Raw genomic sequence first — 26,569 nt, forward strand, 5'->3', positions numbered from 1 at the left:
CGCTACTCCTCGTCGTCGACGTCCTCGAAGTCGGCGTCGACGTACTCCTCGTCGTCGTCGGGGTTCGCACCGCCGGGGCCCGCCGCGCCGCCGGGACCGGCCGCACCGCCCATGCCGCCGGGACCGCCGGCCGCGCCGCCAGCGCCGCCCGGACCGGCCTGCGCGGCCTGTCCTTCGTACATCTGCTTGCCGATCTCTTGGAGCTCCTCCGTGAGCGCCTCGGTGACGGACTCGAGTTCGTCGGTGTCGGCGTCCTCGTCCTCGAGCGTCTCCTCGACGTCCTCGATGGCGGCCTCGATGTCGTCGATGAGGTCCTCGTCGAGGTCCTCCTCGTTCTCCTCCAAGAGGGTCTCGGCGCGCTGGATCGTCGTCTCGGCCTCGTTACGGGCCTCGATCTGCTCGCGGCGGGCCTCGTCCTCCTCGGCGTGCTTCTCGGCCTCCTCCTGCATCTGGTCGATCTCCTCGTCGGAGAGGCCGACGCCGCCCTCGATGGTGATCGACTCGGCGTTACCCGAGCCCTGGTCTTCGGCCTCGACGTTGACGATGCCGTTCTCGTCGATGTTGAACGAGACCTCGATCTGCGGGGTGCCCGCGGGGGCCGGCGGGATGCCGGAGAGCTGGAACGCGCCGAGCAGCTCGTTCTTGTCGGCGATCTCACGCTCGCCCTGGAAGACGCGGACGTTGACGGAGGTCTGATTGTCGGCGGCCGTGGTGAACACCTTCGACTCCTCCGTCGGGATGGTGGTGTTCTTCTCGATGAGCCGCTCGAAGAGTCCGCCCTTCACCTCGATCCCGAGCGAGAGCGGGGTGACGTCCAGCAGGACGATGTCGTCGACGTCGCCGGAGAGCACGCCGCCCTGGACCGCCGCGCCGAGCGCGACGGCCTCGTCGGGGTTGACGTTCTTCTTCGGCTCCTGACCGACGAGCTCCTCGACCTTTTCCTGGACTTGCGGCATCCGGGTCGACCCGCCGACGAGGATGACCTCGTCGATGTCGCTCTTGCCGTAGTCGGCGTCGGAAAGCGCCTGCTCTGTCGGCTCGACGGTGCGCTCGATCAGGTCGGAGGTGAGGTTCTCGAACGTCGCGCGGGTGATCGACTGTTCGAGGTGGACCGGACCGCTGTCGGTCGCGGTGATGAAGGGGAGGTTGACGGTCGTCTCCTTCTTGCTCGACAGCTCGATCTTCGCCTCCTCGGCGGCGTCTTTTAGCCGCTGGAGCGCCTGTCGGTCCTCGCGGAGGTCGATCCCGTGGTTGTTCTTGAACTCGTCGGCGAGGTGGTCGATGACCGCCTCGTCCCAGTCGTCGCCGCCGAGGCTGTTGTCCCCGTTCGTGGCGACAACCTCGTAGACGCCGCCGCCCAGGTCGAGGACGCTCACGTCGAACGTCCCGCCACCGAGGTCGTACACGAGGACGGTCTGGTCGGACTCGTCGTCGAGGCCGTACGCCATGGAGGCGGCGGTCGGCTCGTTGACGATGCGCTCGACGTCGAAGCCGGCGATCTCGCCGGCGTCCTTCGTCGCCTGGCGCTGCTTGTCGTTGAAGTACGCGGGGACGGTGATCACGGCCTTCTCGACGTCGTCGCCGAGGTACTCCTCAGCGTCCCGTTTGATCTTCTGGAGGATCATCGCCGAGACCTGTTCGGGCGTGTACTCGTCGTCCCCGATCTCGACCGTGTAGTTGTCCTCACCCATGTGCCGCTTGATCGACTGGATCGTGCGGTCGGGGTTCTGAACAGCCTGGTTCTTCGCCGGCTTCCCGACGAGTCGCTCGCCGTCGTCGGCGAAGGCGACGACGGAGGGCGTCGTCCGGTCGCCCTCCGCATTCGCGATGATCTCGGGCTCGTCGCCCTCCATCACCGCGAACGCGGAGTTGGTGGTACCGAGGTCGATACCGAGGATTTTGTTACTCGCCATCTTAACCAAAGTTAGCGTCTTGTGTCGGTTAAAGGTTACTAGATGGCGCGATCTCACCGATCAGCCGATCCCGGCGGAGTCATGCGGTTTCGGCGATCATGTGAACCGCTCGCACCGATGTATTTATACAGATCCGCAAGCGCAGGACCCGCGTCCATCTCCGGCGGGATCCGTCCTCGATTCTCCCGGCGCGAACCCAACTCAGAGTTCGGTGACGGCTGAGAGCCCGGTGATGACTCAGAGTCCGGTGACCAGGTCTTCCAGCGCCGCCCGCGGGTCGTCGGCCTTCGCCACGCCGGAGGCGAGCAGGATCCCGGACGCGCCGAGGTCACCCGCCGCAGCCACGTCTTCGCCCGTCGACACGCCGGCGCCGCAGAACACGTCGACGTCGGCGTCGACGGCGCCGGCGGCCGCGACCGCGTCCTCGACAATCCCGGGATCGGCCGTCGAGACGGAGACGTCGCCGCCGATGAGTTCGGGCGGTTCGACGGCGACCGCGTCGGGACCAAGCGCGGCGGCCGCACCGACCTGCGCGGGGTTGTTCGCGCAGACGATCGTCTCCAGATCGGCGCGCTCGGCGGCGCGGACGGCGCCGTCGATGTCGGCGAGTTTCAGCCGCTTCTCGGAGTGGTTGACGAGGGTCCCCTCCGCGCCGTTGTCGGCGACGGCCTCGGCGAGCGTCGACCCGGTGTGCGAGCCGTGGTCGTTCGGCGACACGTGTTGGGCCCACGTCTCGACGCCGGTGTCCGCGACGCGGGCGAGGTCGGCGGCCTGCGGCGAGACGGCGATCCGAGCGCCAGACGCCTCGGCGACGTCGCGGGCGGCGGTCGCCACTTCGATCGGATCGCACGGGTACGCCTTGAGGTTCACCAGAATGAACATACCAGCACACGAGGTCCGTGGGCGCAAATAGTTTCATGCTTCGACGACACTCCCACCGATCGGACGCGGTTCTCCCCCGCTCGACGGCGGGTGACACGCCCGCGTGGGGGTCGTCGCGCTGTTGGGAGCATAAACGACCTTATACCCCGGTACTGTGGGTCGGAACGAGCAATGTCCCTCATCGAGCTCATCACCGGCGTGGAGGCAAGCGAGGCCACGCTGACCGTCTTCAACGCCGATTCGTCGGTCACGAGCGAGCTCCGCGAGCATTTCGCCGACCGAAACATTCGGATCGTCGAGGAGCGGACCGAGGGAGGGCCGGAGGCGTACGCCGTCCTCTCGCGCGACGGCGAGTTCGTCACCGCCGTCACCGTGGGCGAGATTCTCCCCGGCGCCGACGGTTCGTCCGACGGCGACGGCTCGGGCGAAAGCGGTCGTCGGGTCGGCGGGCCGATCCTCGACCTCCTCGACGAGACGATGTTCACGTCGTACTCCCGCGGCGACATGGTCGCCGCGTCCCGGGAGATAGAGGACCGCGCGTGGCGGGTTGGCGACGGCGAGCTTCACGCCGGGTTCCAGACGCTCGACGTGCTTACCGGCGAGACGGACACCTACGACCTGCTCGGCGAAAAGGAACGACTCAGCGTCCACGCCTACGCCGCGGCCGGGGGCGACCCGCCCGACGTGGAACACTACACCGTTCACGTCGGAGAGACCGCCGAGCTCCGCGAGACCTGGTTCGTCGCGTACGACGGCGGCGGCTACGACGACGCGAAGTGCGCGCTGCTCGCCGAGGAGCGCGCCCCGGGGGAGTTCTTCGGCTTCTGGAGCTACGACCCCGAGACGGTCGACTATATCATCGACTATCTGACCGAGCGCTACGCCACGTCGGGCGCCAAAATCGAATCGACGGACGACGTCGAAGAGAGTCGCGAGTAACGCCCGTCCGGGGCGCGACCGGCGTCAGTCCTTCCGCTTGACTACGTCGCCGAGCGTCATGGTCCCCGAGTCGCCGCTGTCCCAGTCGGCGTCCTCGACAGATTCGCCCTCGACGAGCGAGATGTCGAGCGCGCGCTCCAGCTTTCGCTGGACCTCGTCCGTCGGGAGCGTGTCGCCGCGTTCCAGCTTGCGAATGAGGCTGGCCTTCTCGTTGAGCTGGTCGGCCAGCTCTTCCTGACTGAGGCCTCGGGACTCGCGGGCCTTCCGGATCTGGTCGTCGTAGTCGGTGGCGATCTCCTCCATGTCGTCGAACATGTCGCGCCGACGCGTCGAGCCGCCCGAGGACCCGCCGGAGCCGGACGAGCCGGACGACGAGGAGGAAGACTTCCCGGTGCTCGAACTCGTGGAGTACTTGCCGCCGCCGGAGCCGGTCGACTCGTCGCGGACCTCGGTACCGAAGTCCGTACACGAGCTACACAGCTCCAGTTCCGCGCCTTCGACCTTCGTGGTCGTCAGCGAGGCCTGGTCGGCGCCACACATCTCACACTGGGGCATACGCGACGCTAACGCTCCCTGTGGTATAAAGGGTGCGCCGGGGCGCTCCCGCGGCACGATTGGGTGAGCCTCCGCGGGCGCTCCGCTCGCTCAATCGTGCCGCGTCCGGTACCGACTTGTCGCCGGGGCCGGCAGGGACAGTATGGACGTCCACGTCACCAACTCGACCGTTCGGGGGACGACCCGCGCGCCCCCCTCGAAGAGCTACACGCACCGCGCGCTGCTCGCCGCGGGCTACAGCGACGGCGCGACCGTCCGCTCTCCGCTCGTCTCCGCTGACACCCGGGCGACCGCCCGCGCCGTGACCGCCTTTGGCGGCGCGGTCGAGCCGGCGTCGGGAGCCGCGTTCGCGGACGCCGACGCGCTCGTCGTCGACGGATTCGACGGCCGACCGAGCGTCCCCGACGACGTGATCGATTGCGCCAACTCGGGGACGACGATGCGGCTGGTGACGGCCGCGGCCGCGCTCGCCGACGGCACGACGGTGCTGACCGGCGACGGGTCGCTCCGGTCGCGCCCTCAGGGACCCCTTTTAACTGCACTCGCCGATCTGGGCGTTCGCGCGGAGTCGACCCGCGGCAACGGGCAGGCGCCCTTGGTGATCTCCGGCCCCCTCGACGGCGGCGACGTCGCGATTCCCGGCGACGTCTCCTCGCAGTACGTCACCGCGCTGCTGATGGCCGGCGCGGTCACCGAGGACGGGATCGACGTGGAGCTGACGACCCCGCTCAAGTCGGCACCGTACGTCGACATCACGCTCGAACTGCTCGCCGACTTCGGGGTCGAAGCGACGCCGATCGACGACGAGGGCAATGCGCTCGACGGCGCCGCCGGCGCGGCAGGGTTCGTCGTCGAGGGCGGCCAGTCGTACGCGCCGACCGGCGGGAGCTACGCCGTCCCCGGCGACTTCTCCTCCATCTCGTACCTCGTTGCGGCCGGTGCGGTCGCCGCCGCCCCGGGCGAGGCGGTCCGGATCGAGGGCGCTCGTCCGAGCGCGCAGGGCGACGCCGCGATCGTCGAGATCGCAGAACGCATGGGAACCGACGTCGAGTGGGACCGCGAGGCGGGCGTCATCACCGTCCGGCGCTCCGACCTGTCGGGCGTCGAGGTCGACGTTGGCGACACGCCCGACCTACTCCCCACGATCGCCGCGCTCGGCGCGGTCGCCGACGGCGACACCCGGATCACGAACTGCGAGCACGTCCGGTACAAGGAGACCGACCGCGTTGCTGCGATGGCGGAGGAGTTGACGAAGATGGGCGCCGAGACGACCGAAGAGCCGGACGTCCTCACGATCCACGGCTCGGAGAGTGACCTGCGGGGCGCCACCGTCGACGGTCGCGCCGATCACCGGATCGTGATGTCGCTCGCCGTGGCCGCACTCGCCGCGGAGGGCACCACGACGATCCGCGGCGGTGAGCACGTCGACGTCTCCTTCCCGAACTTCTTCGACGCGATGGCCGACCTCGGGATGGCTGTCGAGCGCGACGACGCGAGCGAGTAGCCGAACGACCCGCGTCCGCCTCCTTAACCCGACACTCAGCTATCGACTGGTGGCGGTTCGCGCTCTGTGAGCCCGAACCACGAGGTCTGGACGGTCTCTCCGCTCGTCTCCGTTCACGACCGAATTCCCGCGACTCCCCTTCGTGATACCGACGAGTACACAAACGCGCCCCACGCACGACCGGGTATGGACGACATCGACGTCGAACCCGTGGATCGCGTCGAGGAGCCCGAGAGCGACGATCACGCGACCGACTCCGGGCCGGAGACCGACGTCCCGGCCGAGACGGACGCCGCCACGGACCTTCCCGCGGGCGTCGACGCCCCCGAGTACGTCCTCTACGGCGGGAAGGGGGGCGTCGGCAAGACGACGATGGCGGCCGCGACCGGCCTCTCATCGGCCGCGGGGGGCGTCAACACGCTCGTCGTCTCGACCGATCCGGCGCACTCTCTCTCCGACACCTACGAGACCGATATCCCGGCCAAACCGACGCGAATTCGGGAAGACATGCCGCTGTACGCCGCGGAAATCGACCCCGACGACGCGATGGAGGAGGGGATGTTCGGCGCCGACGGCGATCCCCTCGGCGGGCTGGGCGAGATGAGCGACGCGATGGGCGGACTGGGCGGTATGGGTGAAATGGGCGAGATGGGCGGAACAGGAGGCCCCGACGACGAGGGCGAAGGGCTCGGCTCCCTCCTCGGCGGGACGATGCCCGGCGCCGACGAGGCGGCCGCGATGCGCCAACTCTTGGAGTACCTCGACGACCCGCGCTTCGACCGGATGATCATCGACACCGCGCCGACCGGGCACACGCTCCGACTCCTCCAGCTTCCGGAGGTCATGGACTCGATGATCGGGCGCGTGATGAAGCTCCGCAACCGCTTCTCCGGGATGATGGACGGGCTCAAAGGAATGTTCGGCGGCGGTGACGACGACGCCGACCCGAGCGCCGACCTCGACGAACTCCGACAGCGGATCGAGCGTCTCCGGGCCGTGCTTCGGGACCCCGAACAGACCGACTTCCGCGTCGTGACGATTCCGGAGGAGATGAGCGTCGTCGAGTCCGAACGGCTGGTCGCCCGTCTCGACGAGTTCGGAATCCCGGTGAACACGCTCGTCATCAATCGCGTAATGGAGGGCGTCGGCGACGTGGCCGACGTCGACCCAGCGTGGATCGTCGAGCCGAACCCCGAAACGTGCGAGTTCTGCGCTCGGCGCTGGGAGGTCCAGCAGGCCGCACTTCGGCGGGCCACGGAGCTGTTCCGCGGCCGCGACGTGAAGCGCGTGCCGCTGCTCGCGAACGAAGTCCGCGGAGAAGACGCGCTGCGGGTCGTGGCGGCCTGTCTGCGTTAGTGCTCCTTCTCGATCGCTCCGTACAGCCCGTCGCGGACTCGCTCCGCGACGCCCGAAAGGTGCGCCTGTCCGAACGTCGCCACGATCAGCGCCCCCACCGAGTTGTACATCAGGTCGAGGACGGTATCGTCGAGTCCGTACTGCGCCAGCGGCATCGAGATGCCCGTCTCGTCGGCGACGATGTCGAGCCCGAACTCGAACAGCTCCCAGACGACGCCGAACGCGAGCACGACGACGAAGATGAAGACGAACGCGAACCGCGACGGGATTTGTATCTCGTCGCTGTGGAGGTCGATAGCGCGCAGCGTCGTGTACCCCGCGCCAGCTATCAACGACGCGGACAGCGCGTGCGTCAGATGGTCCCACCATATGATCTGCGCGTAGAACCACGCCGATCCCAGCGTGTGGAGGAACACCGCGCTCGTGATCCACACCCCGAGCCACGGGTCGAGGGGGATGTCGTAGTTGCGCTCGACCAGCGCCGGCACGAAGGTAACGAAGAGCCCGAGGCCGCCGTTGGTTATCGCCTTCGGCTGGCCGTACAGGATGCCGTAGACGACGATAGCGCCGAGCAGGATCTGCATCCCCCTGGTGAGTCGCCGTTGGTTCTGCAGCGACGGACGGGCGATGAGGTGCCGTCGAAACCTCATCGGCGCACCACCCGCCGGATGGCGCGGCGCAGCCGCTTCCCGCGTCGCCGGAAGTAGGCGTCGAAGAGGACGCCGGCGGCGACCCCGGCCAAGGTGACGTAGAGCCACTCGATCATCAGCGCCTCGTTGGTGGTCAGGTACTCGGTGCCGATCAGTCGGTCGGCGTTCCACCGCAACACGGTCCACGCGGCCGCCGACGCCATCGTCGTCAACACGACGAACAGCACGGCGAACCAGTGGGTGACTCGGAGCGTGGTGAACATATGCAGTTCGACGGTGATGATCAGCGCGAACGCCGCGAGCGCCATGTACGCGGCGAATGTCCCAACCTCACCGCCGAGGAGCGTGCGGACCAGGATCGGCAACAGCGCCAGACCGAGCACCTCCCACGGAAGCATCACCTGTGGGTCCCGCGCCGCGATCATCGGCGCGACCACGACGCCGGTGATGGCGGCGACGAGGATCATCGGGAGCCAGTCGAATCCGAGTAGGCTCTCGACGAAGGTCAAGGCGAGCACCGCCACCATTCCCCACGCGACCAGTGCGTTCGTCCGTCCGCTCCGAAACAGCTGTGCCAGCCGGTCTTCGATGATTCCCCCGTCCGCGACGTTCGGCCCGGTCCCCCCCGGATCGTCGCCGTCGCCGTCGGTCTCCGGGTCCGCGTCCGACGTCGATTCGGAGCCCGCGCCAGAGACGTCGGACGCGGGTCGGTCGGTATCCATATACTTCTCCAAGGGAGGGCTCCCACTAATATGGGTCGCTCCGCGGACCGGGGGTGAACGGACGCGTTTTTACCCGGCACGCGCCTCCGTCCGGTATGAACTGTCGGCGGTGCGGCACCCCGCTTCGCAAGCCCGGTGACTACTGTCTCACCTGCAACACCGCCAACGCCGACGCCGTCGTCGTCGAGTTCGCCGAAGATCGCGCCCACCTGACGATGCTCGACGAGGATGACGTCGTCGGCGAGACCACTGTGACGACGCGCCCCGAGAGCGACGAGCAGCTCACCGAGATCCAGCTCCGTAACTTCGCCGGCCGCGTCGCCGACGAGATCCGCCGCAAGCGACCCGACACCGTCTACGCCGCCGGCGAGCGAGAACCGCTCCGGGAGACGCGCGCGCAGGTCCACCACGAGTTCTACCGCGTGCCGGACGCGCGGACCAGCGCGGAACGCGGCTCGAACGCGAACCGCGCGGGCGGTGCGGGCAGACCCGTCGTCTCGTGGGTGCTCGACCGACGCGGCGACCGCGCGCTTGAGGTCGTCGAGACGCCGCCGCGCGAGAAGATTGGCGGCTCCCACTCGACGCTGATCGGCGACCGAAAGGGACGGAAGGCGGTGAGCACGGTTGCGCAACACCCGCACGTCAAGAAGATCGTTCCGGGCCCAATCGACGCCGGCGGCACCGGATCGCGGACCGGCCTCCGCGCGAAGGCGACGCGCGCCGGGACCAACGGCAACGTCCGACTACTCCTCCGCGACGGGTCGAGCGTGCAGGAAAACCGGATCGTGACCACCGCGATGGACCGCGAAACCGGTGAGCGCGTCCGCGAGGACCTCAACGAGGCGCTGCGCGAGGCGGGACTCCAAGACGAGTGAGCCGGTCCCCGAGGGAGCGACGTCTCGCGCGCCGTCGACTCCCGGTAGGTATTTGAGCCGTCGTCCGCCACTTCTTATAAATGCTGAGCGACGTCATGGAGGACTATCTGAAAGCGATCTACGTCCTTCAGTCGGAGCGGGGACCCCCCGTCTCGACGTCCGCGATCGCGGAGTACCTCGACAAGACACCCCCGTCCGTCACGGACATGCTGGGGAAACTGGAGGACCGCGGACTCGTCGAGCGCGAGCCGTATCAGGGCGCGGAACTCACGGCGGAGGGCGAGGCCGTCGCGCTGGAGGTCGTTCGCCACCACCGCCTGCTGGAGGCGTTCCTCGCCGATAGGCTCGACTACGACTGGAGCGAAGTCCACGACGAGGCCGACGCGCTGGAACACCACATCTCCGAGGAGTTCGAGCGACGCGTCGCTGAGGCGCTCGGCGACCCCGCTGTCGACCCCCACGGCGACCCCATTCCGGGAGCCGATCTCGAACCCGTCGACGAGGGGAGCGGGCCGCGGCTCTCCGACCACGCCGAGGGCGACCGCGTCGTCGTCGCGCGGGTGTCCGACCGCGACGAGGCCGAACTCGACTACCTCGCCGACGCCGGGATCACTCCGGGGACCGAACTGGAGGTCCTCGACGTCGCGCCCTTCGGGATGGTCACCGTGGCGACGCCGTCGGGCGAGCAGAGCCTGCCGGCGGAGGTCGCCCGGTCGATCCGCGTCAAGGACGCGGACTGAGTGCGTCCGGGCTGGGTCGTCGTCTGAGCCGGGTCGTCGTCTGGGCCGGGTCGTCATACGGACCGCGCCGTGGTCCGCCCCGGAGGCTCCCTCCGGGTACACCTTCGCCCATCGGTGTCGCTTTCCGGACCCTGACGCTCACGGTTCCTTCGCGGATCTTTTCACGAAACCGGGCGTTTCGACCGGTGTGAATCTCCTCGTGTCGCTCGCGGCGGGGGTCGTCTTCGGCCTCGCGCTCGCGGCCCCACCCGGGCCCATGAACGCCGTCATCGCAGAGGAGTCTGTGTTGCGCGGCCGCGTGGCCGGCGTCCGGGCGGGGCTCGGCGCGGCCACCGCCGACGCGATCTTCTTCGTGCTCGCGTACCTCGGCGTGGTCTCGTTCGTGCAGTCGGTGCCCCGGCTCCAGACCGCCATGATCGCCGTGGGCGGGGGTCTGATGTGTTACTTCGCGGTCGGCACGGCCCGGAACGCGCGCACCGCCTTCCGGCCCACGTCCGGCACCGATCCCATGATCGAGGAGGGGAAGGGGTTCCGAAAGGCGCTGGTGCTGGCGCTGACGAACCCGTTTCAGGTGCTGTTCTGGCTCACCGTCGGCATCGGGATGTTACGCCCCGGCGAGCTCGACATCCTCGCGCCGCTTCCGGTCGTCGGCGACGGTCTCGCGGGCGCGCTCGTCGTTGAGACCGGGTCGCCGGCGCTGCTCGGCGGGTTCTTCCTCGGCGTGTTGAGCTGGGTGACGCTGTTTCCCGTGAGCCTCGTCGCGGCCGAGAAACGCATTCAGGCGATCGGTCCGGTCATCGCCGTCGGGTCGGCAGTCGTCCTCGGCGGGTTCGGCCTTTACTTCCTGTACAACGCCGCGACGACGGCCCTCATGTGGTGACGAGGGTCGGCGAGCGAGCTTCGCGCGATGACGACGAGCCCGCGAACCGCATGGACAACGGCTTTGACCCGCGAGTGCGACCGGCCGGTATGTTCGACAAGTCCACGTGGATCAAGCTCCCGCGCAACGTGCTCGTCGGTCACGACGTGATCGACGACCTCGGCGCGGCGGTCGGCGAGCTGTACCTCACGGGACGGCCGCTCATCGTCACGAGTCCGACGCCGAACGCCATCGCCGGCGATCGCGTGCGCGCGCAGTTCGACGACCCCGCGACCGCCGTCGTCGAGGAGGCCTCCTTCGACGCGGTCGAGAAACTCACCGAAACCGCAGAGGCGATCGATCCCGGCTACCTGATCGCGCTCGGCGGCGGGAAGCCGATCGACATCGCGAAGATGGCGGCCGACCACCTCGACGTCGGCTTCGTCTCCGTCCCCACGGTCGCGTCTCACGACGGGATCGTCTCCGGACGCTCGTCGATCCCCGAGGGCGACACGCGCCACTCGGTCGCCGCCGACCCGCCGCTGGCGGTCGTCGCGGACACGGCGCTGCTCGCGAACGCCCCGTGGCGGCTCACCACGGCGGGCTGTGCCGACATCATCTCCAACTACACCGCCGTGAAGGACTGGCGGCTGGCCCACCGACTGCGGAACGTCCAGTACAGCGAGTACGCGGGCGCGCTCTCGGAGATGACCGCGGAGCTGCTCGTCGAGAACGCCGACATGATCCGCCCCGGCTTAGAAGAGTCGTCGTGGGTCGTCGTGAAGGCGCTCGTCTCCTCCGGCGTCGCGATGTCGATCGCGGGCTCATCGCGGCCCGCCTCCGGCGCGGAACACCTCATCTCTCACCAGCTCGACCGGATCGCCCCCGGCAAGGCGCTCCACGGCCACCAGGTCGGTGTCGCCTCGATCATGACCGAGTACCTTCACAGCGGCGAGAACGGGCGGTGGAGCGCGATCCGTGAGGCGCTCGCCGAACTCGACGCCCCGACGACCGCGGCCGAGCTCGGCATCGACGACGAGGAGCTGATCGCCGCACTGACGACCGCTCACGAGATCCGCGACCGATACACGATCCTCCAAGGCGGAATCAACGAGGAGGCCGCGATCGAGGTCGCGACGGCCACCGGCGTCATCGAGCGATGAGCCGCGGTCGGCGCAGATCGCTCCGCGCCCGCGAAACCCGGCGACCCGTTCCGCCCTCGAAAGGGAAATAACCGTCCCGTGACAACCCCGTGTATGTCCACCGCCAGCGTTCGCGACCGGGCGAAACAGCGGGTCGGCGCGATCACCGTGCTCCTCACGATCGTCGGCTACGGGGCCGTCGGTGGCGTCTTCCTCGTCCCCGAATTCCAAGCGCTGTTCCCGACACTTTCCCGCGGGACCGTCGACCTGCTCGCGCACGCCATCGCCGCGGTCAACACCGTCACCGTCGTCACGCTCTCGCTCGGCTGGTACTGGATCCGCAACGACGAGGTGAAAAAGCACGCTGCGGCAATGACGACCTCCTTCGCCCTGATCCTCGTGTTCCTCGGGATGTACCTTCCGAAGGTCGCAGGTGGCGGGACGAAGGAGTTCGTGCTCGACTCCGCGTACGCGTGGGTTCCGCTGTGGGACTGGGTGTACCCGGCGTACCTGATCATGCTCGCGATCCACATCGTCCTCTCCGTCGTCTCCGTGCCCGTCGTTCTCTACGCGATAGTGCTCGGACTCACGCATACCGAGCACGAACTGCGAACCGAGACGCCGCACCGCCGCGTCGGGCGCATCGCCGCGAGCGCGTGGATCCTGTCGCTCGTGCTCGGCGTCGTCACCTATCTCCTCTTGAACCAGCTGTACGACTCGACGTTCGCGGCCGCCGAAGCCGCCGAGGCCGCCGCGGTCCTGCTCCCGCTCACACCCGGGCTCTAGACCGGTCGTTCCGCTCGCTCGGCGCCGACCGCCGGTTGTACGGCCCCGCTCTCGCCCCGGTTCTTGCCTTCTCGCCCCGGCACCGGCCGCCGCCACCGAAACGTTTGACCCGTCGCCGCCGCACCCTCACCCATGACCCACTGGATCGGCGAGACGTTCACGAGCGACACCGGCTGGAGCCACCTCGAAGCCCTCGTCGACATCGGGAGCCGCATGGCCGGAACTGACGGCGAGCGCGAGGGGCTGGAACTGGCGCGCGACGCGCTCGCCGACGCCGGCGCGCGGAACGCCCGGATCGAGGAGTTCGAGATTCAGGGCTGGGAGCGCGGCGATAGCGCGCTCCGACGGGGCGACGAGACGCTCGCTCGCGGGATGAACGCCTGTATCGCGCTCCCCCGCAGTCCGAGCGGCGAGGGGACTGGTGAGTTCGTCGACCTCGGCTACGGCGTCCCCGAGGACTTCGAGGCCGACCTCGACGGCACCGTCGTGATGGTCTCCTCGGACACCCCCGACTCTGTCGACCGGTTCATCCACCGCCGCGAGAAGTACTACCACGCCGTCGAGGCCGGCGCCGCCGCCTTCGTGTTCGCGAACCACGTCGAGGGGACGCTCCCCCCGACCGGCAGCGTCGGCACGGCGGACGCGCCCGTTGGCGATATCCCCGCAATCGGCGTCTCGAAGGAGGTCGGCGCGCGACTCGCCCGTCGACACGAGGGCGACAACCTGACCGTTGCCGTCGACTGCGAGACGCCGGACGCGACGAGCGGGAACGCCGTCGCCGAACTCGGGCCCGACACCGACGACTTCCTCGTCGTCTCTTCGCACGTCGACGCCCACGACATCGCCGAGGGCGCGATGGACAACGGCGCAGGAACCGCCACGCTCGTCGAAATCGCGAACGCGCTCGCCGCGCGCGAGGACGAACTCGACCGCCGGGTCCGGTTCGTCGCCTTCGGCGCCGAGGAGGTCGGACTCGTCGGCTCCTCGCGATACGCGGACGAGGTAGACCCCGACCGGGTCGCGGCAGTTGTCAACGTCGACAGCAACGTGTTCGGCCGCACGCTGAAGCTCGACCACCACGGCTTCGACGCGCTGGAAGCGGCTGCAGAGCGCGTGAGCGACCGCTTCGATCACCCGGTCTCGCTCGGCGAGGAGTTAGTGCCCCACAGCGACCACTGGCCGTTCGTCGAGCGCGGGATTCCGGGATACATGGTCTCCGGCGAGACGAAGGGCCGCGGCCGCGGGTGGGGCCACACCGGGGCCGACACACTCGACAAGCTAGAGTCTCGGAACCTCCGCGAGCAGGCCATCCTGCTGACCGAGCTCGTCGTCGAGCTCGCCGACGAGTCGGTGACCACCGAGCGCCGGGACCGCGAGGCGATCGCGGCGGCGCTGGAGCGCGAAGGAAAGGCGACCGGAATGAAGATCACGGGCGACTGGCCGTTCGCGAAGTGACCGCCGCCGCGAATCGGGAGGTTTTCACGCGCGCCGGCCGCACCCCTCGCGTATGGAACCGTCGGAACGGCGCGTCGCGGTCGTCGGCGGCGGTCGGGCGACGGCGCTCCGCGACGCCCTCGCGAGCCTCCCGTACCGCGCCGCCGAGCGGTCCGCCGCGGACGCGATCGTTGCAATTGGCGACGACGCGCTCCGCGACGTCCTCGTCGACGTCCCCGACGTGCCGGTGATCCCGGTCGGATCGCGGTGGATCGCGGTCGACGACGTCGACGCGGAGCGACGCGTTCGAAGGCTGCTCGACGGAGCGCTCCGCGATGACGAGCGCGGCAGCGACTCTCCCGACGACGCTGTGCGGCGCACCACCCACCCGATCCTCACCGTCGATTCCGGGAGCGGTGAGCCGCGGCGAGCCGTCTTCGACGTCGCACTGGTCACGGCCGAGCCCGCCCGAATCTCCGAGTTCGCGGTCGATTTCGTCGGTGGCGACGAGGCGGCGTTCCGGGCCGACGGGGTCGTCGTCGCGACACCGCTCGGGAGCGACGGGTACGCCAACGCCGCCGGCGGTCCGGTCGTGGAGCCGGGCGGGGGCCTCTCCGTCGCGTCGATCGCCCCGTTCAGCACCCGAACGGACGCGTGGGTCGCGGCCGAGGGGCTCTCGCTCTCGGTCGAGCGCGAGACCGAATCGGTCGCGCTCGTGGTTGACGGACGGGAGTGCGAGACCGTCACGCCGCACCGACCCGTCTCGATCGAGGCCGCCGACTCGGTGACGCTCGTGACGCGTTCCGGCGCGCGCCGAGCGCGACGATCGGAAACACTCTAATAACTCGTGACCGGATGTGTCAGTATGGACCCACTGCAGTTCCTCATCCCCCTCGGCTGGCTGTCCGCCGTTGGACCGGTGCTGCCGTACGCGATACTCGTGATGGCGGTCGCGAACCTCGCGACGCGGCACGTCGCGTACCGCCGCCACGTCGAACAGGGCAACGATGGCGACAGCGTCGAGCCGTACACGCCACACGCGTTCACGAACATCGGTGTGCTCCTGTTGAGCCTCCTGTTCGTCCTCGACGCACCGGTGAGCGGCGTGATACTCTCGGTGCTCGTGATCACGATGGTGGTCGCGGACCTCTTCGAACTGGAGGCGCGCAACGTCGAGGCGCGCAACGACATGACGATCGAGCTCCCGAAGAGTTCGATCGCCGCGTCGCTGCTCGTCCTGGTGTTCGCCGCCTACTACGCCCTGTTCTTCCTCGTGGCGGGGATCTGGAACCAGTTCGTCGTCGCGTGAGCCTCGGCCCGTAACACGCGGGTCGGGAACGCGGTGCATTCCCGACCTGTCCCTCCGTTCTGAGCACTCGTCACGTCCGCATCGAGGAGCGCCTCGTCACTCGTCACGGCAGGCACGGCGCCGTGCCCCGCTCCGCTCGCGACGCTGGCGCTCGTCTTCGGTCGTCGAATTGCGTGGAGTACCGGCCGCTCATCGGTCGGTAGACGCCGTTACGCCGGTCAGTAGCTGCGCGCGCCGATCACGGACGCGACGTGGCTCGGCGTGAAAGAGAGTACGCGACCGCCGGACATCGTTTACTGCGGCCGGCGGACAACAAAATCCGACGCGTGACCGCGCCGGCGGGCGTTAGTTCGCTGCGTCGCCGTCTGCGTCGTCGTCGAGAATGTCGCGCAGTTCGCGGCTCACCGGGATCAACACCCAAAACGTGAGCGCACCGATGATCATCACCCAGAAGAACGCGTCGCCGGCGACGAGGCCGATCTCTCCGTAGACGCTATCAACGCCTTCGGCGGGATTGACCAGCTGCACGACGTCGTAGTACGAGGGCGTCCGGTACCATCCGCCGAAGGTGAGCCAGCCGAGGCCACCGATAGCGAACAGGACGAACCCCTTTATGAACTCGTCTGCCATTGACTTACGATTCGCCGGAGTCGTCTTGAGACTTTCCCATCCCTTGGCCCCGGAACCGCGTCCCCAGCACGTACACCGCCGTCCCCCCGATGATGAACGCAATGCCCGTGATCGCCAGCGTGGCGACCAGCGTGTCGTCCGAGGGGTAGAGGCCGGCGCTGTTCAGGAGATAGACGATCGTCGTCCGGACGATGCTGATCTGGCGCGTCGCAGCGTCGAGGAGCATGAACCCCATCAGGTACGCGACCACGGCCGCGAGCGTCGAGAAGACGGTAACGGCCTTGTACAGCCGGAACGGGACCACCACCTCGCGTCCGTCGGGCCCGATACGCGGGCCTGTCGGCTCGCTGCGAGGGTCCTCTTGCTCGTCGGCGGCGATGGGATCGCCCGTCTCGTCGAGCGCCTGTGCGTCGTCGCGGTCGGTTGGTGATGACATAGAAACAGTGGAAACAGGCGGAAACGGTCGGGCGGCGGGTGTGGTTCTGTGTCGTTACTTCGGGGGTCGCAGCATGTAGTACCGCCGGTTCAGGTCGTACATGTATCCTTCACGCATCGTCTTCAACACCGCGTAGGTGATGATTCCCCCGACGAGCGGGAGCATGAACGTCAGCGTGAGCAGCAGGTCGAGCGAGATGGGGAAGAAGTTCTGGATTGCGAGCGCCGCGAGCGTGATCGACAGGACGACGCCGGTCACGCCGACGGCTGCCCAGAACGGCTCCTCGACGGGACGCCGCGCGCCTCCCTTGTTGAGGAACGGCACGAGCGTGATGGTACCGAAGACGATCCCGTGAGCGGTGATTCCGAGGAACTCGTTGGAGATTGCGATGTTGCCGCCGAGCACCGCCAGATTCGGGTTGAGGGGGTTGAGCTTCAGCAGCCCGAACGACCAGTAGAGGTACCAGTCCGGCAGGATGATCGCCGGCGTCGCACCCGGATTTGCCGGCTCGCCGTAGTGGGCCGGCAAGAGCGACGCGATGAGGATTATGATCCCGATGAAGAAACTCGTGATAGCGAGGTTCCGGATCGTCTCGTGGGGCCAGGTCGGGAAGCCGAGCACGTCGCGCTCGACGTACGTCGACTCCGCGCGGAGGTCCTCGTCTTCGCGCCGCGAACGCTCGAAGTACTGGTAAGTGAGCTGTGCGAGCCCGCTCGAGTGCTCTTTGCGTTCGGTCCAGGTCGGCGTCTCGTCGTCCGGCGGGACTGTCGCCGGCGGCCCGCCGTCCGTGCGGGCCTCCTCGTCGGTGCCTCCGTCCGTCATGGGGGTGGTGTCGTCGGTCATTGAATTAGTGCGGCTCCGCGATGCCCTGCACCCACACGATGCCGACGTGGAGGGCGATGAGGCCCGTGACCACGAACGGCAGCACGAAGACGTGCAGGATGTACATTCTTACGAGCGTCGCCTGCCCGAGGGTGAAGCCCCCGAACAGGAGCTGTGCCGCCCACTCGCCCACGAGGGGCGTCGCGAGCGCCATCTCGACGCCGATCTGTGCGGCCCAGAACGACAGCTGCTTCCACGGGAGCACGTACCCGGAGAAACCGAACAGCAGCGTCAGGCCGATGAGGATAACCCCGAGGATCCAGTTGACCTCACGGGGCTCCTTGTACGACCCGGTGAAGTACACGCGGAGCATGTGCAGGAACACCGCGGCGACCATGAACTGGGCCGCCCAGCTGTGGATCGAGCGGAGCATGAATCCGAACTGGACGTCCGTCATGATCATCACGACGGAGTCGTACGCGGCCGTCGGGTCGCCCTGTGCGGCGGCGCCGGCGGTCGACGGAGAGTAGTAGAACCCGAGCAGCGCGCCCGAGACCGCTGCGACCAGATACGCGAGAATCGACAGCGATCCGAGCGAGTACAACGGGTACCAGTACCAGAACTTGTTGTCGAGGTCGTACTGTTCCGTGTGGCTCTTCGGCATCTGCATGTTCGCGCGGTAGTACATCGTCTCCAGCAGCTCGAGGTAGTCGACGATGCGCAGCCGCTTGTCCAGCCAGATGAGCGTGGTAAGGAACGCGGTCTCGATGACCGTCAGATCCTGCTTTTTGAGCCACGCGTTGTGGTCCATCTCGTCTTGTTTCTTGAGGCTCATTGTGTTACTTCTTGTAGTACGGGTAGACCGCCCGTTTGACCGTCTCCATCGCCCCACCGGTGTCTATCCCGATGCCGTCCTTGTCCTCCTCGCGGACGTAGAGGTCCTCCCATTTGCGGCGGCGCTTCTTCACGATCATCACGTCCGGCAGGAACTCCTTGCGGTACAGCAGGAGGATGAACGCGAGGTCGATGAAGATCATCGCCAGCAGCGCGCCGGTGTACATGTTTCCGAACTCCGTTGACGCCCACGCGGACATGAGCCCGTAGACGAACAACCCGACGAAGACGACCTCGATGACCGTGAGGAGCACGATGGCGATCGCCGCAGCCGTGCTCTCACGGGCCGGCTCGTACCGGTGAATGTCCCCGTACGAGGAGCCGCCGGAGCTCATTGGTTCCCTCCGTGGCCGGTGTGGGCCGACTCACCGTACTTCAGCATGTAGAAGGTGAAGACAAAGGTGAGCGAGATGCCCAGGACCGCGGCGATCCCGACCCAGTGCGCGTGGAGCGGCACCCCGACGTGAGCGATGTTCTCCGGCCAGCCGTTCGAGCCACCGCCGCCCGCCCCCACGGTCGGGACGTCGCCGCCGACGGCGAGGCCGCCGTGCATCCCGACCGCGGTGTGGGGGACGCAGTGGTAGTGGGTGATGCCGGCGTCTTCTTCCGTCACCTCGTACTCGTAGGTGTATCCCTCCTCGCCGACCGGGTCGCCGCTGTCGAGGCTCGCCGGACCGCCGCCCTCGACGGTCTGGACGTTGTGCGCGCCGCCGCTTCCCGTCCACTCGAACGTGATCGTCGTGCCCGTGTCGACCCACAGCTGGGTCGGATCGAACGCGAGTCCGGTGTCGCCCGCGCCGACTTGAACGGTCACCTCGCTCTCTCCGCGGGCGTCCTGATAGGACCCGAGGTTCCCACCCGTCACCCCGCTCGGCCAGTCCGGTTGTTGCTCCTGTGCGGTGGCCGTCCCGGTCGCTCCGGCACCGGCCGCGACCGCGGCGGTCGCACCGCCGGCCGTCCGCACGAATTCCCGCCTTTTCATACAGGTTGACTCAGGACGGCGACTGCTTAAACCCACCGACTGAATCCGTCGACGCGGGTGCGCTTACAGCGCTTCTACCCCTCGAAATCGGCGCTTTACTCGTCGAGTTCGTCCTCGTTTACGACCCCCCCTTCGACCGGCACGAAGTCGGGCCGTTCCTTCGCTTCGCGGAGGGCCCGTAGCCGCCCGCGATACTCCTCCGAACGGAACCGATCGGAGAGCCGCGCGTTCGCCACCATCACGAACAGGAAGAGCCCGATGAGCAGGAACACGATCCCCATCACCGGCGCCACGATCGTGTTGAGATCCGTCAGGAACGTGGCGGCCAACAGCGCCGTCCCGGCGAGGATCTGTACGATCGCGATCACTTGGACCATCAGGTTCCCGAACTCGCCGGACCCCTCGGGAACGGTGTCGGGGTGCGGCAGCGACCAGTCGTCCGGCGATTCCGGGACGTCGTACGCCTCCATCGCGGCCAGCGCGACGATCGGTTCGATGTCACGCAGCACCGTCCCCTGCCCAGTCACCTCGCCGGATGGCCGGACGATCGCGTACCCCTCGTCCGAGTAGACGAGAATTCGTTCTTCCCCGTCGGCGCGCACGCGCTCCAACACGCCGAACACTTCGCGTCGGGAGATTCGTGATTTCAGCTCCGCTTCGGCGCGTTCGAGCAGGCGGTCGCCCGTGATCCACGAGTCGGGGTCGAAGGCGGCGTCCCACTCCTCGGCGCTCATCCGGGCCATGTCCGAGGGGCCGAAGTCTTCGAAGTCGTACTTTTCTTCCACGCGTCTACGCAGCGTCTCTACGTCTTCGCGCTCGTCCGAGTCCTCGGGGTCCTCCTGCTCGTGCGCCTGCTCGTCCGAGGAGTTACTCATTAGCTCGAAGTAAGAACGGCACACTCCTTAGGGTAACGGTTTCTGATAAGTGGTCGTGCAATGGAGTCTGTTTCAGATAACGATCTCTGCGGTCCGGAGAAACGGGGGCGAAAGTTGGCCCCTTGGCCGGCCTCGTCGGCGGCATTCTCGGCGTCTGCGTGAAAGAGGAACGCTGACCGATCGCGGAAGTCTCTCGACCGTTCTATCCGAGGGTTCGCACGGCAGTACCGACGCTACCGCCACGAGCACCGATTGACGCGAGTTTCCGTCACCCGATAGAACTAGCCCCTCAGTCCTGTTCTCGTTGCCTGTCTCGCGGGCCCGTTAATCGTTTTTCTCGGAACCGAGCGACGGGGCCGGACAGCTGTCGTCCGAAGTGAGGTTGGACGTCTCCACGTCCGCGTTCTCGAACACCGTCTCCTCTCCGCCCACGTTTATGTTCGTGTCCTCGATCGTCCCGTCCGAGGTGCCCTCAAACTCTATCCCGTCCGCGTTGGGCATTTCGATACAGCTGTTCTTGACCGACGTCCCGTCGCGGTCGCGGATGGTGATTGCGGGTTTCCCGCTTCCGGAGCCCGTGACCGACACGCCGTCAAGGGTCGCCTCGTACGGCTTTGCCGCCTTGCCGTTCGATTCGTCCTGGATGAGGATCGGGGGGATGTCGTCCTGATTGCATTCGATCCGCGTGTTGCGAAGCTCTATCCCGCCGCTGTCACCGTGATTGAGGATACCGGCGGATCCGTTCCCGGCGTCGTTCATGATGACCTCGCAGTCCTCGATGAGCGGTCCGCCGTGTTCGTGGCCGGCGCTTTGGACCCAGATACCGCGGTTCAGTTGGATACCCTCGGGATCGACGACAGTCGCGTCGGGATGGAGATCGCCGATGTCCATGACGATGGTCGTGTTCTTGATCCACGAATCGTTCCCGGTCACGCGGACGGCGGAGTGCGCGCAGTTCTTGAAATAACTGTCCTCGACCCGGATGGCACCGTACGCCTTTCCGGCGTACAGGCCGGTCTCCGTGGCGTTGTGAATCTCGAGGTTCCGATACGTGATGTCTCCTTTCGTCCCGCTAGTGTTGAGGATAGTTATTTCTGTATCTCTTGGAGATGAACCAAACTCGCTCGGTCCTCGTCGTTCGAGATCTTCGACGAGTGCAGAGCCATCAGAATCCGTAATATCAAAGATGAGTAGATTCTCGCCGTCTTTCGGCGCCCATCCCTCGACGAGAATGTCTTTCAGGTATACCATGTCCGAAAAGCCCCCTCTCATGAGCGTTAGGGAGCTGTCCCACTCGTCGCGTCGGTCGAGCGTGATAGATCCGACGTAGAACCCGGACTCGTTTTTCCCAATGAACATAGCGGGCGACCGATCGGATACGGGCTTGAATACGACGTCTTCGCGGTCCCCCGTCGTACTCTCGATTCCGAAGTCGCTTTCGTTGAGGGTTACCGAATCTCTGACGAGATACTCGCCCGGCGGGAACTGTACGAGCGTGTCGCCCTCGTCCGCGACGTCATCGAGGATGTCGTCTACTCGGCCCCCGTCGGATATCCCGAGGTCGTCATCCGCGTTTACGACCCGATCGAAGGTGATACCGTTACGTTCGACGGAGTTGCTCGAGGCAGCGAGTGCGGAACCGGAACTGGTACCGATAGCTCCGACTCCCGCCACGAGTGCAAGGCACTTACGTCGGTTGAGGAAGCCGCTCTTCGACTGCCCGCTCAGCCGTTCGGACTCGGTTCGATCTGGATCTGGATCCATTCGATTAGTAAACTCCTACTAACCCCAATGAGTGTACCTATTCTGATATGTTCTCTGTTCGGTGACCTTGTCGATATTTACTAGTTTGAGGCGACAAGAGCACGTATCTGCCGGTTCTAGCGCGGAAAGACCGATACGGATACTAACAGCGAATCCAGCTGGGCGTCGAAGTCATCACATTGACACAATTCCGCCTTACGTTTTGGTGGTCGTACCGATAAGAAATGTTAACGTAAGGGTGAGAGAATCCCAGTCATAGCAATTTGTGAAGCGGATTCTGTCGCGGCCCGATTTTCGGCGGTGCATAAATGAATACCAAAGAATAACCGATGGAAATCGTACTGAGAGAGGCATACCGACGGTGGCGAGGCGCCGTCCGGCGCGACGGACGGATCGGGGAGTTTTACGCGCCGGAGTTCCAAGCGTCGATCGATGGTAGAAGAGTCGGTCCTCGCGGCGCTCGCTGGCTTGTCGGTGACCGCGAGTTTTCCCTTCCTCCTCTACGGGGCGTGGATCATGATCGACGCCGAGACCGTGAGTTGGAACGTCCTCACTCACCACCTGCGGTATATCGGCGTCGGGCTGACGCTGACGACGGTCCCGATCGTCGGGTGGATGATCCCCCGAGTCCTCCAGCGGCTGACCGGGCTCGCGGTCATTCACGCGTTCCTCGGACTGCAGGCGTACGCGCTGCTGGCGTTCGCGCTCACCGGCATCGTTCGGATCTTTCAGGCCAAGCGCAACGCCGATGCGTACGACGACCTCGACGTCGACATCGACGAACTCCACGAGGATATGGGCCACTGGCGCTCGCGACTCCGCGTCGGCGTGGCCGGATTCATGATCCTCTGGATCTGCGCGTGGATGACCGGGATCTACCGGTTCTACTCGATCCACGTCGGACCGGCTCTGTGAGCGCAATCGCCCCTCCGCGACCGACAGCTTCAATCCCGTTTTGTCCCTACAGGTGGTATCGTGGCAGTCACCTTCGATCTGTTCGGGACGCTCGTTGACGTCGAGTACCCGTCCGACCCCGCGGAGACCGTCGCGCGCGAGTTGGAGTCCCGCGACGTCGCCGTCCCCGACGACTGGCACGTCGCGTACGGCGAGCGACACGTGGACGCCCCGGCGGGCGCAGAGGTGCCGCTCCCGGCTCACGTCGCACACGCGCTCGCGTCTCGCGGCGTAACCGTGACCGGTAACGTCGTCCGACACGCCGTCGTCGCGGCGTTCGATCCGGACGTGACCAGACGCGACGGCGCACGTCGTGCCGTCCGCGACGCGGCCGAGACCGGGCCCGTCGGCCTGCTCTCGAACTGCGCCGTCCCGGAACTCGTCCCGAAGACCCTGATCCGCGCCGGGCTCCGCGGCGAGTTCGACGCGGTCACGACCAGCATCGGCTGTGGCTGGCGGAAGCCGCATCCGAAGGCGTTCGAGGCCGCGGCCGCAGCCCTCGGTGTCGCCCCCGAGACGCTGATCCACGTCGGCGACGACCCCGCCACCGACGGCGGCGTCGAGGACGTCGGCGGTCGGTTCGTGGACGTAACGGAGACGCCGCTGGAGACGGTCGCCTCTGAGATCGGCGCCGAGCAGTAACGCGGCCGCTCGATCCGAGACCGGAGATCGACCCCCCGACCCCGCTGCTCCCGCTATTGTCCGCTACCCCGGTGCTTCTCGCTGTTGCCCGCTTATTCTCCGCGCTCGTGAGCGAGCCGGTCCGCCCACGTCTCGCCTATCCGACCGTCCGCGAGAAGCTTCTCTACGTGCGCCACGACCGTCGCTCGCGCGAGGTCGGCGACGCCGCTCAGGTCCTTCTCGTACGCGGCGTCGACGACCGCGTCCACGTCGACCGCGCCGGCTTCGATCGCCGCGAGGACCGCCCGTTCGCGGTTCAGCCGGTGGTCAATCAGCCTGTCGCAGACGCCTTCGGGGTCGTCGATAACGGGGCCGTGCCCCGGGTAAAGCCGAGCGTAGCCGCCGTCTCGGACGCGTTTGAGGCTGTCGAGGTAGTCACCGAGGTTCCCCTCGGGGGCGCCGACCACGACGCTGCCCTCCGCGACGGCGAGATCGCCGCAGAGGAGTGCGCGGACGGGTGCTCCGGCGTCGTCCTCACGCCCCGATTCCACCGCGAAGGCGACGTGATCCGGCGCGTGGCCGGGCGTGTCGACCGCGCGGACGTCCGTCTCTCCCACGGTCTCCCCGCCCTCGAACGTCCCGTCCGGATCCGCGCCGGTCGCGGCGACGAACCGGTCGATGTGGTCAGCGTGCGCGAAGATCGGAGCGCTCGCGAGATCTGCGTACTCGGCGACCGCCCCCACGTGGTCTGGGTGGGTGTGGGTGACCGCGACCGCGGTGACGGCGTCGCCGTCGCCGGGAGCGCCAACGCCGGCCGCGGCGTCGAGCGAGTCGGTCCGAGCCGCCGGGTCGACGAGAAGTCCGCCGGCGACGTAGGCGTTCGTCGTCCCGCCGGGGGCGCGGGTGTCGACCGGAACCGGGACGCGAGCGACCGGTGTATCGGGGGCCGTCGCGGGCATCTTCAGTCGCCGCGGCCGACAGAGGAGCCGTCGCGCCGGTCCAGGAGGGAGCGCGCTGCCGGCCCGGGACCGGAGCCGGCGCGGTCGCGTCCGGGGATGGGCACGTCGACGTCGTCGGCGACGGCGAACCGCGAGAGGTCGGCGACGCCGGCGTCGACCTCCTCGACCGAGCCGTACGGGCGTCCGACGACGATGTCGCCGGCCTTGCTCTGGTTGATCCCGGGGATCGCGGTCAGCTCCGCCATCGACGCTACGTTGACGTCGAGGGGATACGGGACGCCGGTGACCGAGCGGTAGCCGTGATCCGTGATCGCCACGTCGATGGCGGTGCCGAGTTCTCGCTCACCCGGCACGGCGACGAGGAGGGCGTACGTGCCGAGTTGGCGGCCGAACGTCTTCCCGTCCTGGTGGTACTCCAGATGCACGTCCGGGAGTACGGTCCCCGGCGGGACGACCCGGTCGAGCATCGGGTTGTCGACCGTCTCGCGGACCTCGCGCTTGTACGCTTGGAACTGGTCTTTGTGCGCCTGAGCGATATCCGCGCCCGTCTCGGCCATCTCGGTGCCGGCGAACGCCATCACCTGGCGGATGTTGATACGCCGGAGCATCAGCCCCTCGTCGTAGACGGTCTGGAGGAATCGCTTGTTGTGCTCGTACGTCTCCGGGCGCTCGCCAGTGAGCCCGTGGACGAGGTTGATCCCGGGCAGGAGCTTCGGGAGTCGCGGCGAGGCGTCCGGCCCGGTCGAGGGGCCGGTCACCCGGTCGTCGGGCCCGGGCGTCGCCTCTGCGGTATCGCCCGGTCGCCACCCGCCCTCCTCGTTGACGACGCGGACGGCTTCTAAGCACTCCTCGGCCGTGACGAGCAGGTTGTTCTGCTCCTGTACGACCGGGTCGGCCGACTCGAGCCCGAACGCGGCGGTGTCGCCGGGCGTGTTGTGCGCGGCGATGACGCGGATCGCCTCACGAGAGGCCTCGGGGTAGTCGGTGATCGTCACCGGGTTCATGTTGTCGAGGTGGAGCGTCCGGAGGTCGGGCGCCACCTCGCGGATCCCACTGTACAGCTCTCGGAGCGCGTCGGGGTTCGGCGCCTCGCCGTCGCCGCCGAACGCGAGAATGTCGGCCTGCCTACCGAGCCGGAAGTGTTTGACGCCGCGATTCGAGAGCGCGTCGACCTCGTCGACGACCGACCGCGCCTCGCGGAACGCCGGGCTGCCGTACAGCGGCTCCGTGCAGAACGAGCAGCGGTAGGCGCAGCCGCGGGAGGTCTCCATCTCGCAGATGAGGTAATCGGGGTGGTTGGGGTGTTGCTCGACGATGAACGCCCCCATCTCGGCCCACCTGTCGATCTCGGCGTTGTCGCGCATCCGGTTGCCGAACCCCTCTAACCCCTCGCTGACGAGGTCGTAGGCGGCCGCCTCCACGTCGCCCATGGCGACGAAGTCGTAGTCGAGGTCGTCGCGCTCGGTCTCCTGTGCGCCCGCGTTCTCCTCGCCGACCCCGAATCGCACCGGCCCGCCGAGCAGGGTGACGCCGTCCGCGGTCCACCCCAGCTCTCGGACCTCGTCGGGCTCGGCCGGGGTCCCGCCGACGTACTTGCCGGGCACGGTCATCCCGCCGACGTACACCATGAGATCGGCGTCGGCGACGTCGGCGCGCTTGCGCCGGTCGTCGCGCAGTTCGTCGATCGTATGGTAGGTGATCCCCGACTCGGGGACGCCGGCGTCGACGAGCGCGCCGGCCGTGTACCGCGGGTACGTCGAGAGGTACGGCGGCACGCCGAAGTGCGCCGGCTCGTCGACGTAGCCGTCGACGATGGTGACGAAGAGGTCGTTCGGGTCGGGCGGGAGCGTCCCCCGGCCCGACGCGGGCGAATCGGTCATCTTAGCCCACCGTAGTCGGCCGAGACGGGAAAAGCGTGCGGAACGGCGGGGGACGCCGGATCGCTTATGCCGGAACGCGCGGAAGC

General features: G+C 67.5%; 28 protein-coding genes. 13 read left to right on the forward strand and 15 right to left on the reverse strand.

The annotated features are described in order from the left end of the window. Positions 1-2 precede the first annotated feature (2 nt). Together dnaK and tpiA are read right to left on the reverse strand one after the other, a co-directional pair. Positions 3-1,913: a molecular chaperone DnaK gene (dnaK, locus tag ACNS84_RS00830; RefSeq protein WP_435072959.1), complete on the reverse strand. Its 1,911-nt coding sequence runs from the start codon at positions 1,911-1,913 to the stop codon at positions 3-5. A gap of 237 nt (positions 1,914-2,150) precedes the next feature. Then, positions 2,151-2,795 (reverse strand): triose-phosphate isomerase, encoded by a 645-nt coding sequence (tpiA, locus tag ACNS84_RS00835; RefSeq protein WP_435072960.1) that lies wholly within the window; start codon positions 2,793-2,795, stop codon positions 2,151-2,153. Between the two features lie 171 nt (positions 2,796-2,966). On the opposite strand from tpiA, the gene ACNS84_RS00840 reads away from it, so the two are divergent. Next, positions 2,967-3,734 carry a DICT sensory domain-containing protein gene (locus ACNS84_RS00840; protein ID WP_435072961.1) on the forward strand — a complete coding sequence of 256 codons (768 nt, stop codon included), beginning with the start codon at positions 2,967-2,969 and terminating at the stop codon, positions 3,732-3,734. Positions 3,735-3,758: 24 nt separating this feature from the next. On the opposite strand, the gene ACNS84_RS00845 is transcribed toward ACNS84_RS00840, so the two are convergent. After that, on the reverse strand, positions 3,759-4,289 hold the full coding sequence (locus ACNS84_RS00845; protein ID WP_435072962.1) for a multiprotein bridging factor aMBF1: 531 nt from the start codon (positions 4,287-4,289) through the stop codon (positions 3,759-3,761). 142 nt (positions 4,290-4,431) lie between these two features. On the opposite strand from ACNS84_RS00845, the gene aroA reads away from it, so the two are divergent. Next, a complete protein-coding gene (aroA, locus tag ACNS84_RS00850; RefSeq protein WP_435072963.1) occupies positions 4,432-5,793 on the forward strand; it encodes a 3-phosphoshikimate 1-carboxyvinyltransferase in 1,362 nt (453 codons plus the stop codon). Positions 5,794-5,979: 186 nt separating this feature from the next. Further along, positions 5,980-7,149 (forward strand): ArsA family ATPase, encoded by a 1,170-nt coding sequence (locus tag ACNS84_RS00855; RefSeq protein ID WP_435072964.1) that lies wholly within the window; start codon positions 5,980-5,982, stop codon positions 7,147-7,149. Here ACNS84_RS00855 and ACNS84_RS00860 read toward each other — a convergent pair. Further along, the gene (locus tag ACNS84_RS00860) at positions 7,146-7,733 is read right to left on the reverse strand and encodes a DUF2238 domain-containing protein (protein WP_435073769.1); all 588 of its coding nucleotides are present in this window, start codon (positions 7,731-7,733) and stop codon (positions 7,146-7,148) included. The genes ACNS84_RS00855 and ACNS84_RS00860 overlap by 4 nt on opposite strands. Positions 7,734-7,795: 62 nt before the next feature. Further along, on the reverse strand, positions 7,796-8,521 hold the full coding sequence (locus ACNS84_RS00865) for a hypothetical protein (protein ID WP_435072965.1): 726 nt from the start codon (positions 8,519-8,521) through the stop codon (positions 7,796-7,798). A 95-nt stretch (positions 8,522-8,616) separates the two neighbouring features. Between ACNS84_RS00865 and ACNS84_RS00870 the strand changes: the two genes are divergently transcribed. The 8 genes from ACNS84_RS00870 (at position 8,617) to ACNS84_RS00905 (ending at position 15,666) form a co-directional block, all read left to right on the forward strand. Beyond that, on the forward strand, positions 8,617-9,396 hold the full coding sequence (locus tag ACNS84_RS00870; RefSeq protein WP_435072966.1) for a DUF2103 domain-containing protein: 780 nt from the start codon (positions 8,617-8,619) through the stop codon (positions 9,394-9,396). 80 nt (positions 9,397-9,476) lie between these two features. Continuing rightward, positions 9,477-10,136: a metal-dependent transcriptional regulator gene (locus tag ACNS84_RS00875; RefSeq protein ID WP_435072967.1), complete on the forward strand. Its 660-nt coding sequence runs from the start codon at positions 9,477-9,479 to the stop codon at positions 10,134-10,136. A 187-nt stretch (positions 10,137-10,323) separates the two neighbouring features. Beyond that, positions 10,324-11,016 carry a LysE family translocator gene (locus ACNS84_RS00880; protein WP_435072968.1) on the forward strand — a complete coding sequence of 231 codons (693 nt, stop codon included), beginning with the start codon at positions 10,324-10,326 and terminating at the stop codon, positions 11,014-11,016. A gap of 89 nt (positions 11,017-11,105) precedes the next feature. Continuing rightward, positions 11,106-12,158 carry an NAD(P)-dependent glycerol-1-phosphate dehydrogenase gene (locus ACNS84_RS00885; protein ID WP_435072969.1) on the forward strand — a complete coding sequence of 351 codons (1,053 nt, stop codon included), beginning with the start codon at positions 11,106-11,108 and terminating at the stop codon, positions 12,156-12,158. 93 nt (positions 12,159-12,251) lie between these two features. After that, positions 12,252-12,923, forward strand: coding sequence for a DUF420 domain-containing protein (locus tag ACNS84_RS00890; RefSeq protein ID WP_435072970.1), 672 nt, complete (start codon positions 12,252-12,254; stop codon positions 12,921-12,923). Positions 12,924-13,055: 132 nt separating this feature from the next. Further along, entirely contained in the window at positions 13,056-14,378 is a 1,323-nt protein-coding gene (locus ACNS84_RS00895; RefSeq protein ID WP_435072971.1) for a M28 family peptidase, read from the forward strand. A gap of 52 nt (positions 14,379-14,430) precedes the next feature. Next, positions 14,431-15,198: an NAD(+)/NADH kinase gene (locus tag ACNS84_RS00900; RefSeq protein WP_435072972.1), complete on the forward strand. Its 768-nt coding sequence runs from the start codon at positions 14,431-14,433 to the stop codon at positions 15,196-15,198. Between the two features lie 24 nt (positions 15,199-15,222). Then, positions 15,223-15,666, forward strand: a complete 444-nt coding sequence (locus ACNS84_RS00905) for a DUF7313 family protein (protein ID WP_435072973.1) — start codon at positions 15,223-15,225, stop codon at positions 15,664-15,666. A gap of 345 nt (positions 15,667-16,011) precedes the next feature. Here the strand turns inward: ACNS84_RS00905 and ACNS84_RS00910 are convergent, their stop codons facing one another. From ACNS84_RS00910 to ACNS84_RS00945, 8 genes are all read right to left on the reverse strand, one after another. Then, entirely contained in the window at positions 16,012-16,296 is a 285-nt protein-coding gene (locus ACNS84_RS00910) for a DUF7314 family protein (RefSeq protein ID WP_435072974.1), read from the reverse strand. Between the two features lie 4 nt (positions 16,297-16,300). After that, positions 16,301-16,732, reverse strand: a complete 432-nt coding sequence (locus ACNS84_RS00915; RefSeq protein WP_435072975.1) for a DUF7315 family membrane protein — start codon at positions 16,730-16,732, stop codon at positions 16,301-16,303. Positions 16,733-16,786: 54 nt separating this feature from the next. Next, positions 16,787-17,575, reverse strand: coding sequence for a cytochrome b family protein (locus ACNS84_RS00920; RefSeq protein ID WP_435072976.1), 789 nt, complete (start codon positions 17,573-17,575; stop codon positions 16,787-16,789). A gap of 4 nt (positions 17,576-17,579) precedes the next feature. Further along, on the reverse strand, positions 17,580-18,389 hold the full coding sequence (locus ACNS84_RS00925; RefSeq protein WP_435072977.1) for a cytochrome b: 810 nt from the start codon (positions 18,387-18,389) through the stop codon (positions 17,580-17,582). A 4-nt stretch (positions 18,390-18,393) separates the two neighbouring features. Further along, on the reverse strand, positions 18,394-18,783 hold the full coding sequence (locus ACNS84_RS00930; RefSeq protein ID WP_435072978.1) for a DUF7318 family protein: 390 nt from the start codon (positions 18,781-18,783) through the stop codon (positions 18,394-18,396). Further along, the gene (locus ACNS84_RS00935; protein WP_435072979.1) at positions 18,780-19,430 is read right to left on the reverse strand and encodes a halocyanin domain-containing protein; all 651 of its coding nucleotides are present in this window, start codon (positions 19,428-19,430) and stop codon (positions 18,780-18,782) included. The genes ACNS84_RS00930 and ACNS84_RS00935 overlap by 4 nt, the downstream gene beginning before the upstream one ends. A 95-nt stretch (positions 19,431-19,525) precedes the next feature. Further along, entirely contained in the window at positions 19,526-20,305 is a 780-nt protein-coding gene (locus ACNS84_RS00940) for a DUF7319 domain-containing protein (RefSeq protein ID WP_435072980.1), read from the reverse strand. Positions 20,306-20,629: 324 nt separating this feature from the next. Beyond that, complete coding sequence (locus ACNS84_RS00945; RefSeq protein ID WP_435072981.1) at positions 20,630-22,069, reverse strand: hypothetical protein; 1,440 nt, start codon at positions 22,067-22,069, stop codon at positions 20,630-20,632. Between the two features lie 432 nt (positions 22,070-22,501). Between ACNS84_RS00945 and ACNS84_RS00950 the strand changes: the two genes are divergently transcribed. Further along, the gene (locus ACNS84_RS00950) at positions 22,502-22,984 is read left to right on the forward strand and encodes a DUF7321 family protein (protein WP_435072982.1); all 483 of its coding nucleotides are present in this window, start codon (positions 22,502-22,504) and stop codon (positions 22,982-22,984) included. A 60-nt stretch (positions 22,985-23,044) separates the two neighbouring features. Then, a complete protein-coding gene (locus ACNS84_RS00955) occupies positions 23,045-23,665 on the forward strand; it encodes an HAD family hydrolase (protein ID WP_435072983.1) in 621 nt (206 codons plus the stop codon). A gap of 92 nt (positions 23,666-23,757) precedes the next feature. Here ACNS84_RS00955 and ACNS84_RS00960 read toward each other — a convergent pair whose 3' ends face one another. After that, positions 23,758-24,603 (reverse strand): MBL fold metallo-hydrolase, encoded by an 846-nt coding sequence (locus tag ACNS84_RS00960; protein WP_435072984.1) that lies wholly within the window; start codon positions 24,601-24,603, stop codon positions 23,758-23,760. A 2-nt stretch (positions 24,604-24,605) separates the two neighbouring features. Beyond that, entirely contained in the window at positions 24,606-26,483 is a 1,878-nt protein-coding gene (locus tag ACNS84_RS00965; protein ID WP_435072985.1) for a radical SAM protein, read from the reverse strand. Positions 26,484-26,569 lie beyond the last annotated feature (86 nt).

This window comes from Halorubrum wangae, assembly GCF_051194135.1.
Lineage (GTDB): Archaea > Halobacteriota > Halobacteria > Halobacteriales > Haloferacaceae > Halorubrum.

What these genes read in the sequence shown, in the direction of transcription:
- ACNS84_RS00915 (WP_435072975.1), bottom strand. Translation starts at nt 16,732, where the DNA reads ATGTCATCACCAACCGACCGCGACGACGCACAGGCGCTCGACGAGACG.
- ACNS84_RS00965 (WP_435072985.1), bottom strand. Translation starts at nt 26,483, where the DNA reads ATGACCGATTCGCCCGCGTCGGGCCGGGGGACGCTCCCGCCCGACCCG.
- tpiA (WP_435072960.1), bottom strand. Translation starts at nt 2,795, where the DNA reads ATGTTCATTCTGGTGAACCTCAAGGCGTACCCGTGCGATCCGATCGAA.
- ACNS84_RS00925 (WP_435072977.1), bottom strand. Translation starts at nt 18,389, where the DNA reads ATGAGCCTCAAGAAACAAGACGAGATGGACCACAACGCGTGGCTCAAA.
- ACNS84_RS00910 (WP_435072974.1), bottom strand. Translation starts at nt 16,296, where the DNA reads ATGGCAGACGAGTTCATAAAGGGGTTCGTCCTGTTCGCTATCGGTGGC.
- aroA (WP_435072963.1), top strand. Translation starts at nt 4,432, where the DNA reads ATGGACGTCCACGTCACCAACTCGACCGTTCGGGGGACGACCCGCGCG.
- ACNS84_RS00845 (WP_435072962.1), bottom strand. Translation starts at nt 4,289, where the DNA reads ATGCCCCAGTGTGAGATGTGTGGCGCCGACCAGGCCTCGCTGACGACC.
- ACNS84_RS00890 (WP_435072970.1), top strand. Translation starts at nt 12,252, where the DNA reads ATGTCCACCGCCAGCGTTCGCGACCGGGCGAAACAGCGGGTCGGCGCG.
- dnaK (WP_435072959.1), bottom strand. Translation starts at nt 1,913, where the DNA reads ATGGCGAGTAACAAAATCCTCGGTATCGACCTCGGTACCACCAACTCC.
- ACNS84_RS00940 (WP_435072980.1), bottom strand. Translation starts at nt 20,305, where the DNA reads ATGAGTAACTCCTCGGACGAGCAGGCGCACGAGCAGGAGGACCCCGAG.
- ACNS84_RS00935 (WP_435072979.1), bottom strand. Translation starts at nt 19,430, where the DNA reads ATGAAAAGGCGGGAATTCGTGCGGACGGCCGGCGGTGCGACCGCCGCG.
- ACNS84_RS00960 (WP_435072984.1), bottom strand. Translation starts at nt 24,603, where the DNA reads ATGCCCGCGACGGCCCCCGATACACCGGTCGCTCGCGTCCCGGTTCCG.
- ACNS84_RS00895 (WP_435072971.1), top strand. Translation starts at nt 13,056, where the DNA reads ATGACCCACTGGATCGGCGAGACGTTCACGAGCGACACCGGCTGGAGC.
- ACNS84_RS00865 (WP_435072965.1), bottom strand. Translation starts at nt 8,521, where the DNA reads ATGGATACCGACCGACCCGCGTCCGACGTCTCTGGCGCGGGCTCCGAA.
- ACNS84_RS00860 (WP_435073769.1), bottom strand. Translation starts at nt 7,733, where the DNA reads ATGCAGATCCTGCTCGGCGCTATCGTCGTCTACGGCATCCTGTACGGC.
- ACNS84_RS00905 (WP_435072973.1), top strand. Translation starts at nt 15,223, where the DNA reads ATGGACCCACTGCAGTTCCTCATCCCCCTCGGCTGGCTGTCCGCCGTT.
- ACNS84_RS00885 (WP_435072969.1), top strand. Translation starts at nt 11,106, where the DNA reads ATGTTCGACAAGTCCACGTGGATCAAGCTCCCGCGCAACGTGCTCGTC.
- ACNS84_RS00930 (WP_435072978.1), bottom strand. Translation starts at nt 18,783, where the DNA reads ATGAGCTCCGGCGGCTCCTCGTACGGGGACATTCACCGGTACGAGCCG.
- ACNS84_RS00950 (WP_435072982.1), top strand. Translation starts at nt 22,502, where the DNA reads ATGGTAGAAGAGTCGGTCCTCGCGGCGCTCGCTGGCTTGTCGGTGACC.
- ACNS84_RS00900 (WP_435072972.1), top strand. Translation starts at nt 14,431, where the DNA reads ATGGAACCGTCGGAACGGCGCGTCGCGGTCGTCGGCGGCGGTCGGGCG.
- ACNS84_RS00920 (WP_435072976.1), bottom strand. Translation starts at nt 17,575, where the DNA reads ATGACCGACGACACCACCCCCATGACGGACGGAGGCACCGACGAGGAG.
- ACNS84_RS00945 (WP_435072981.1), bottom strand. Translation starts at nt 22,069, where the DNA reads ATGGATCCAGATCCAGATCGAACCGAGTCCGAACGGCTGAGCGGGCAG.
- ACNS84_RS00855 (WP_435072964.1), top strand. Translation starts at nt 5,980, where the DNA reads ATGGACGACATCGACGTCGAACCCGTGGATCGCGTCGAGGAGCCCGAG.
- ACNS84_RS00875 (WP_435072967.1), top strand. Translation starts at nt 9,477, where the DNA reads ATGCTGAGCGACGTCATGGAGGACTATCTGAAAGCGATCTACGTCCTT.
- ACNS84_RS00840 (WP_435072961.1), top strand. Translation starts at nt 2,967, where the DNA reads ATGTCCCTCATCGAGCTCATCACCGGCGTGGAGGCAAGCGAGGCCACG.
- ACNS84_RS00870 (WP_435072966.1), top strand. Translation starts at nt 8,617, where the DNA reads ATGAACTGTCGGCGGTGCGGCACCCCGCTTCGCAAGCCCGGTGACTAC.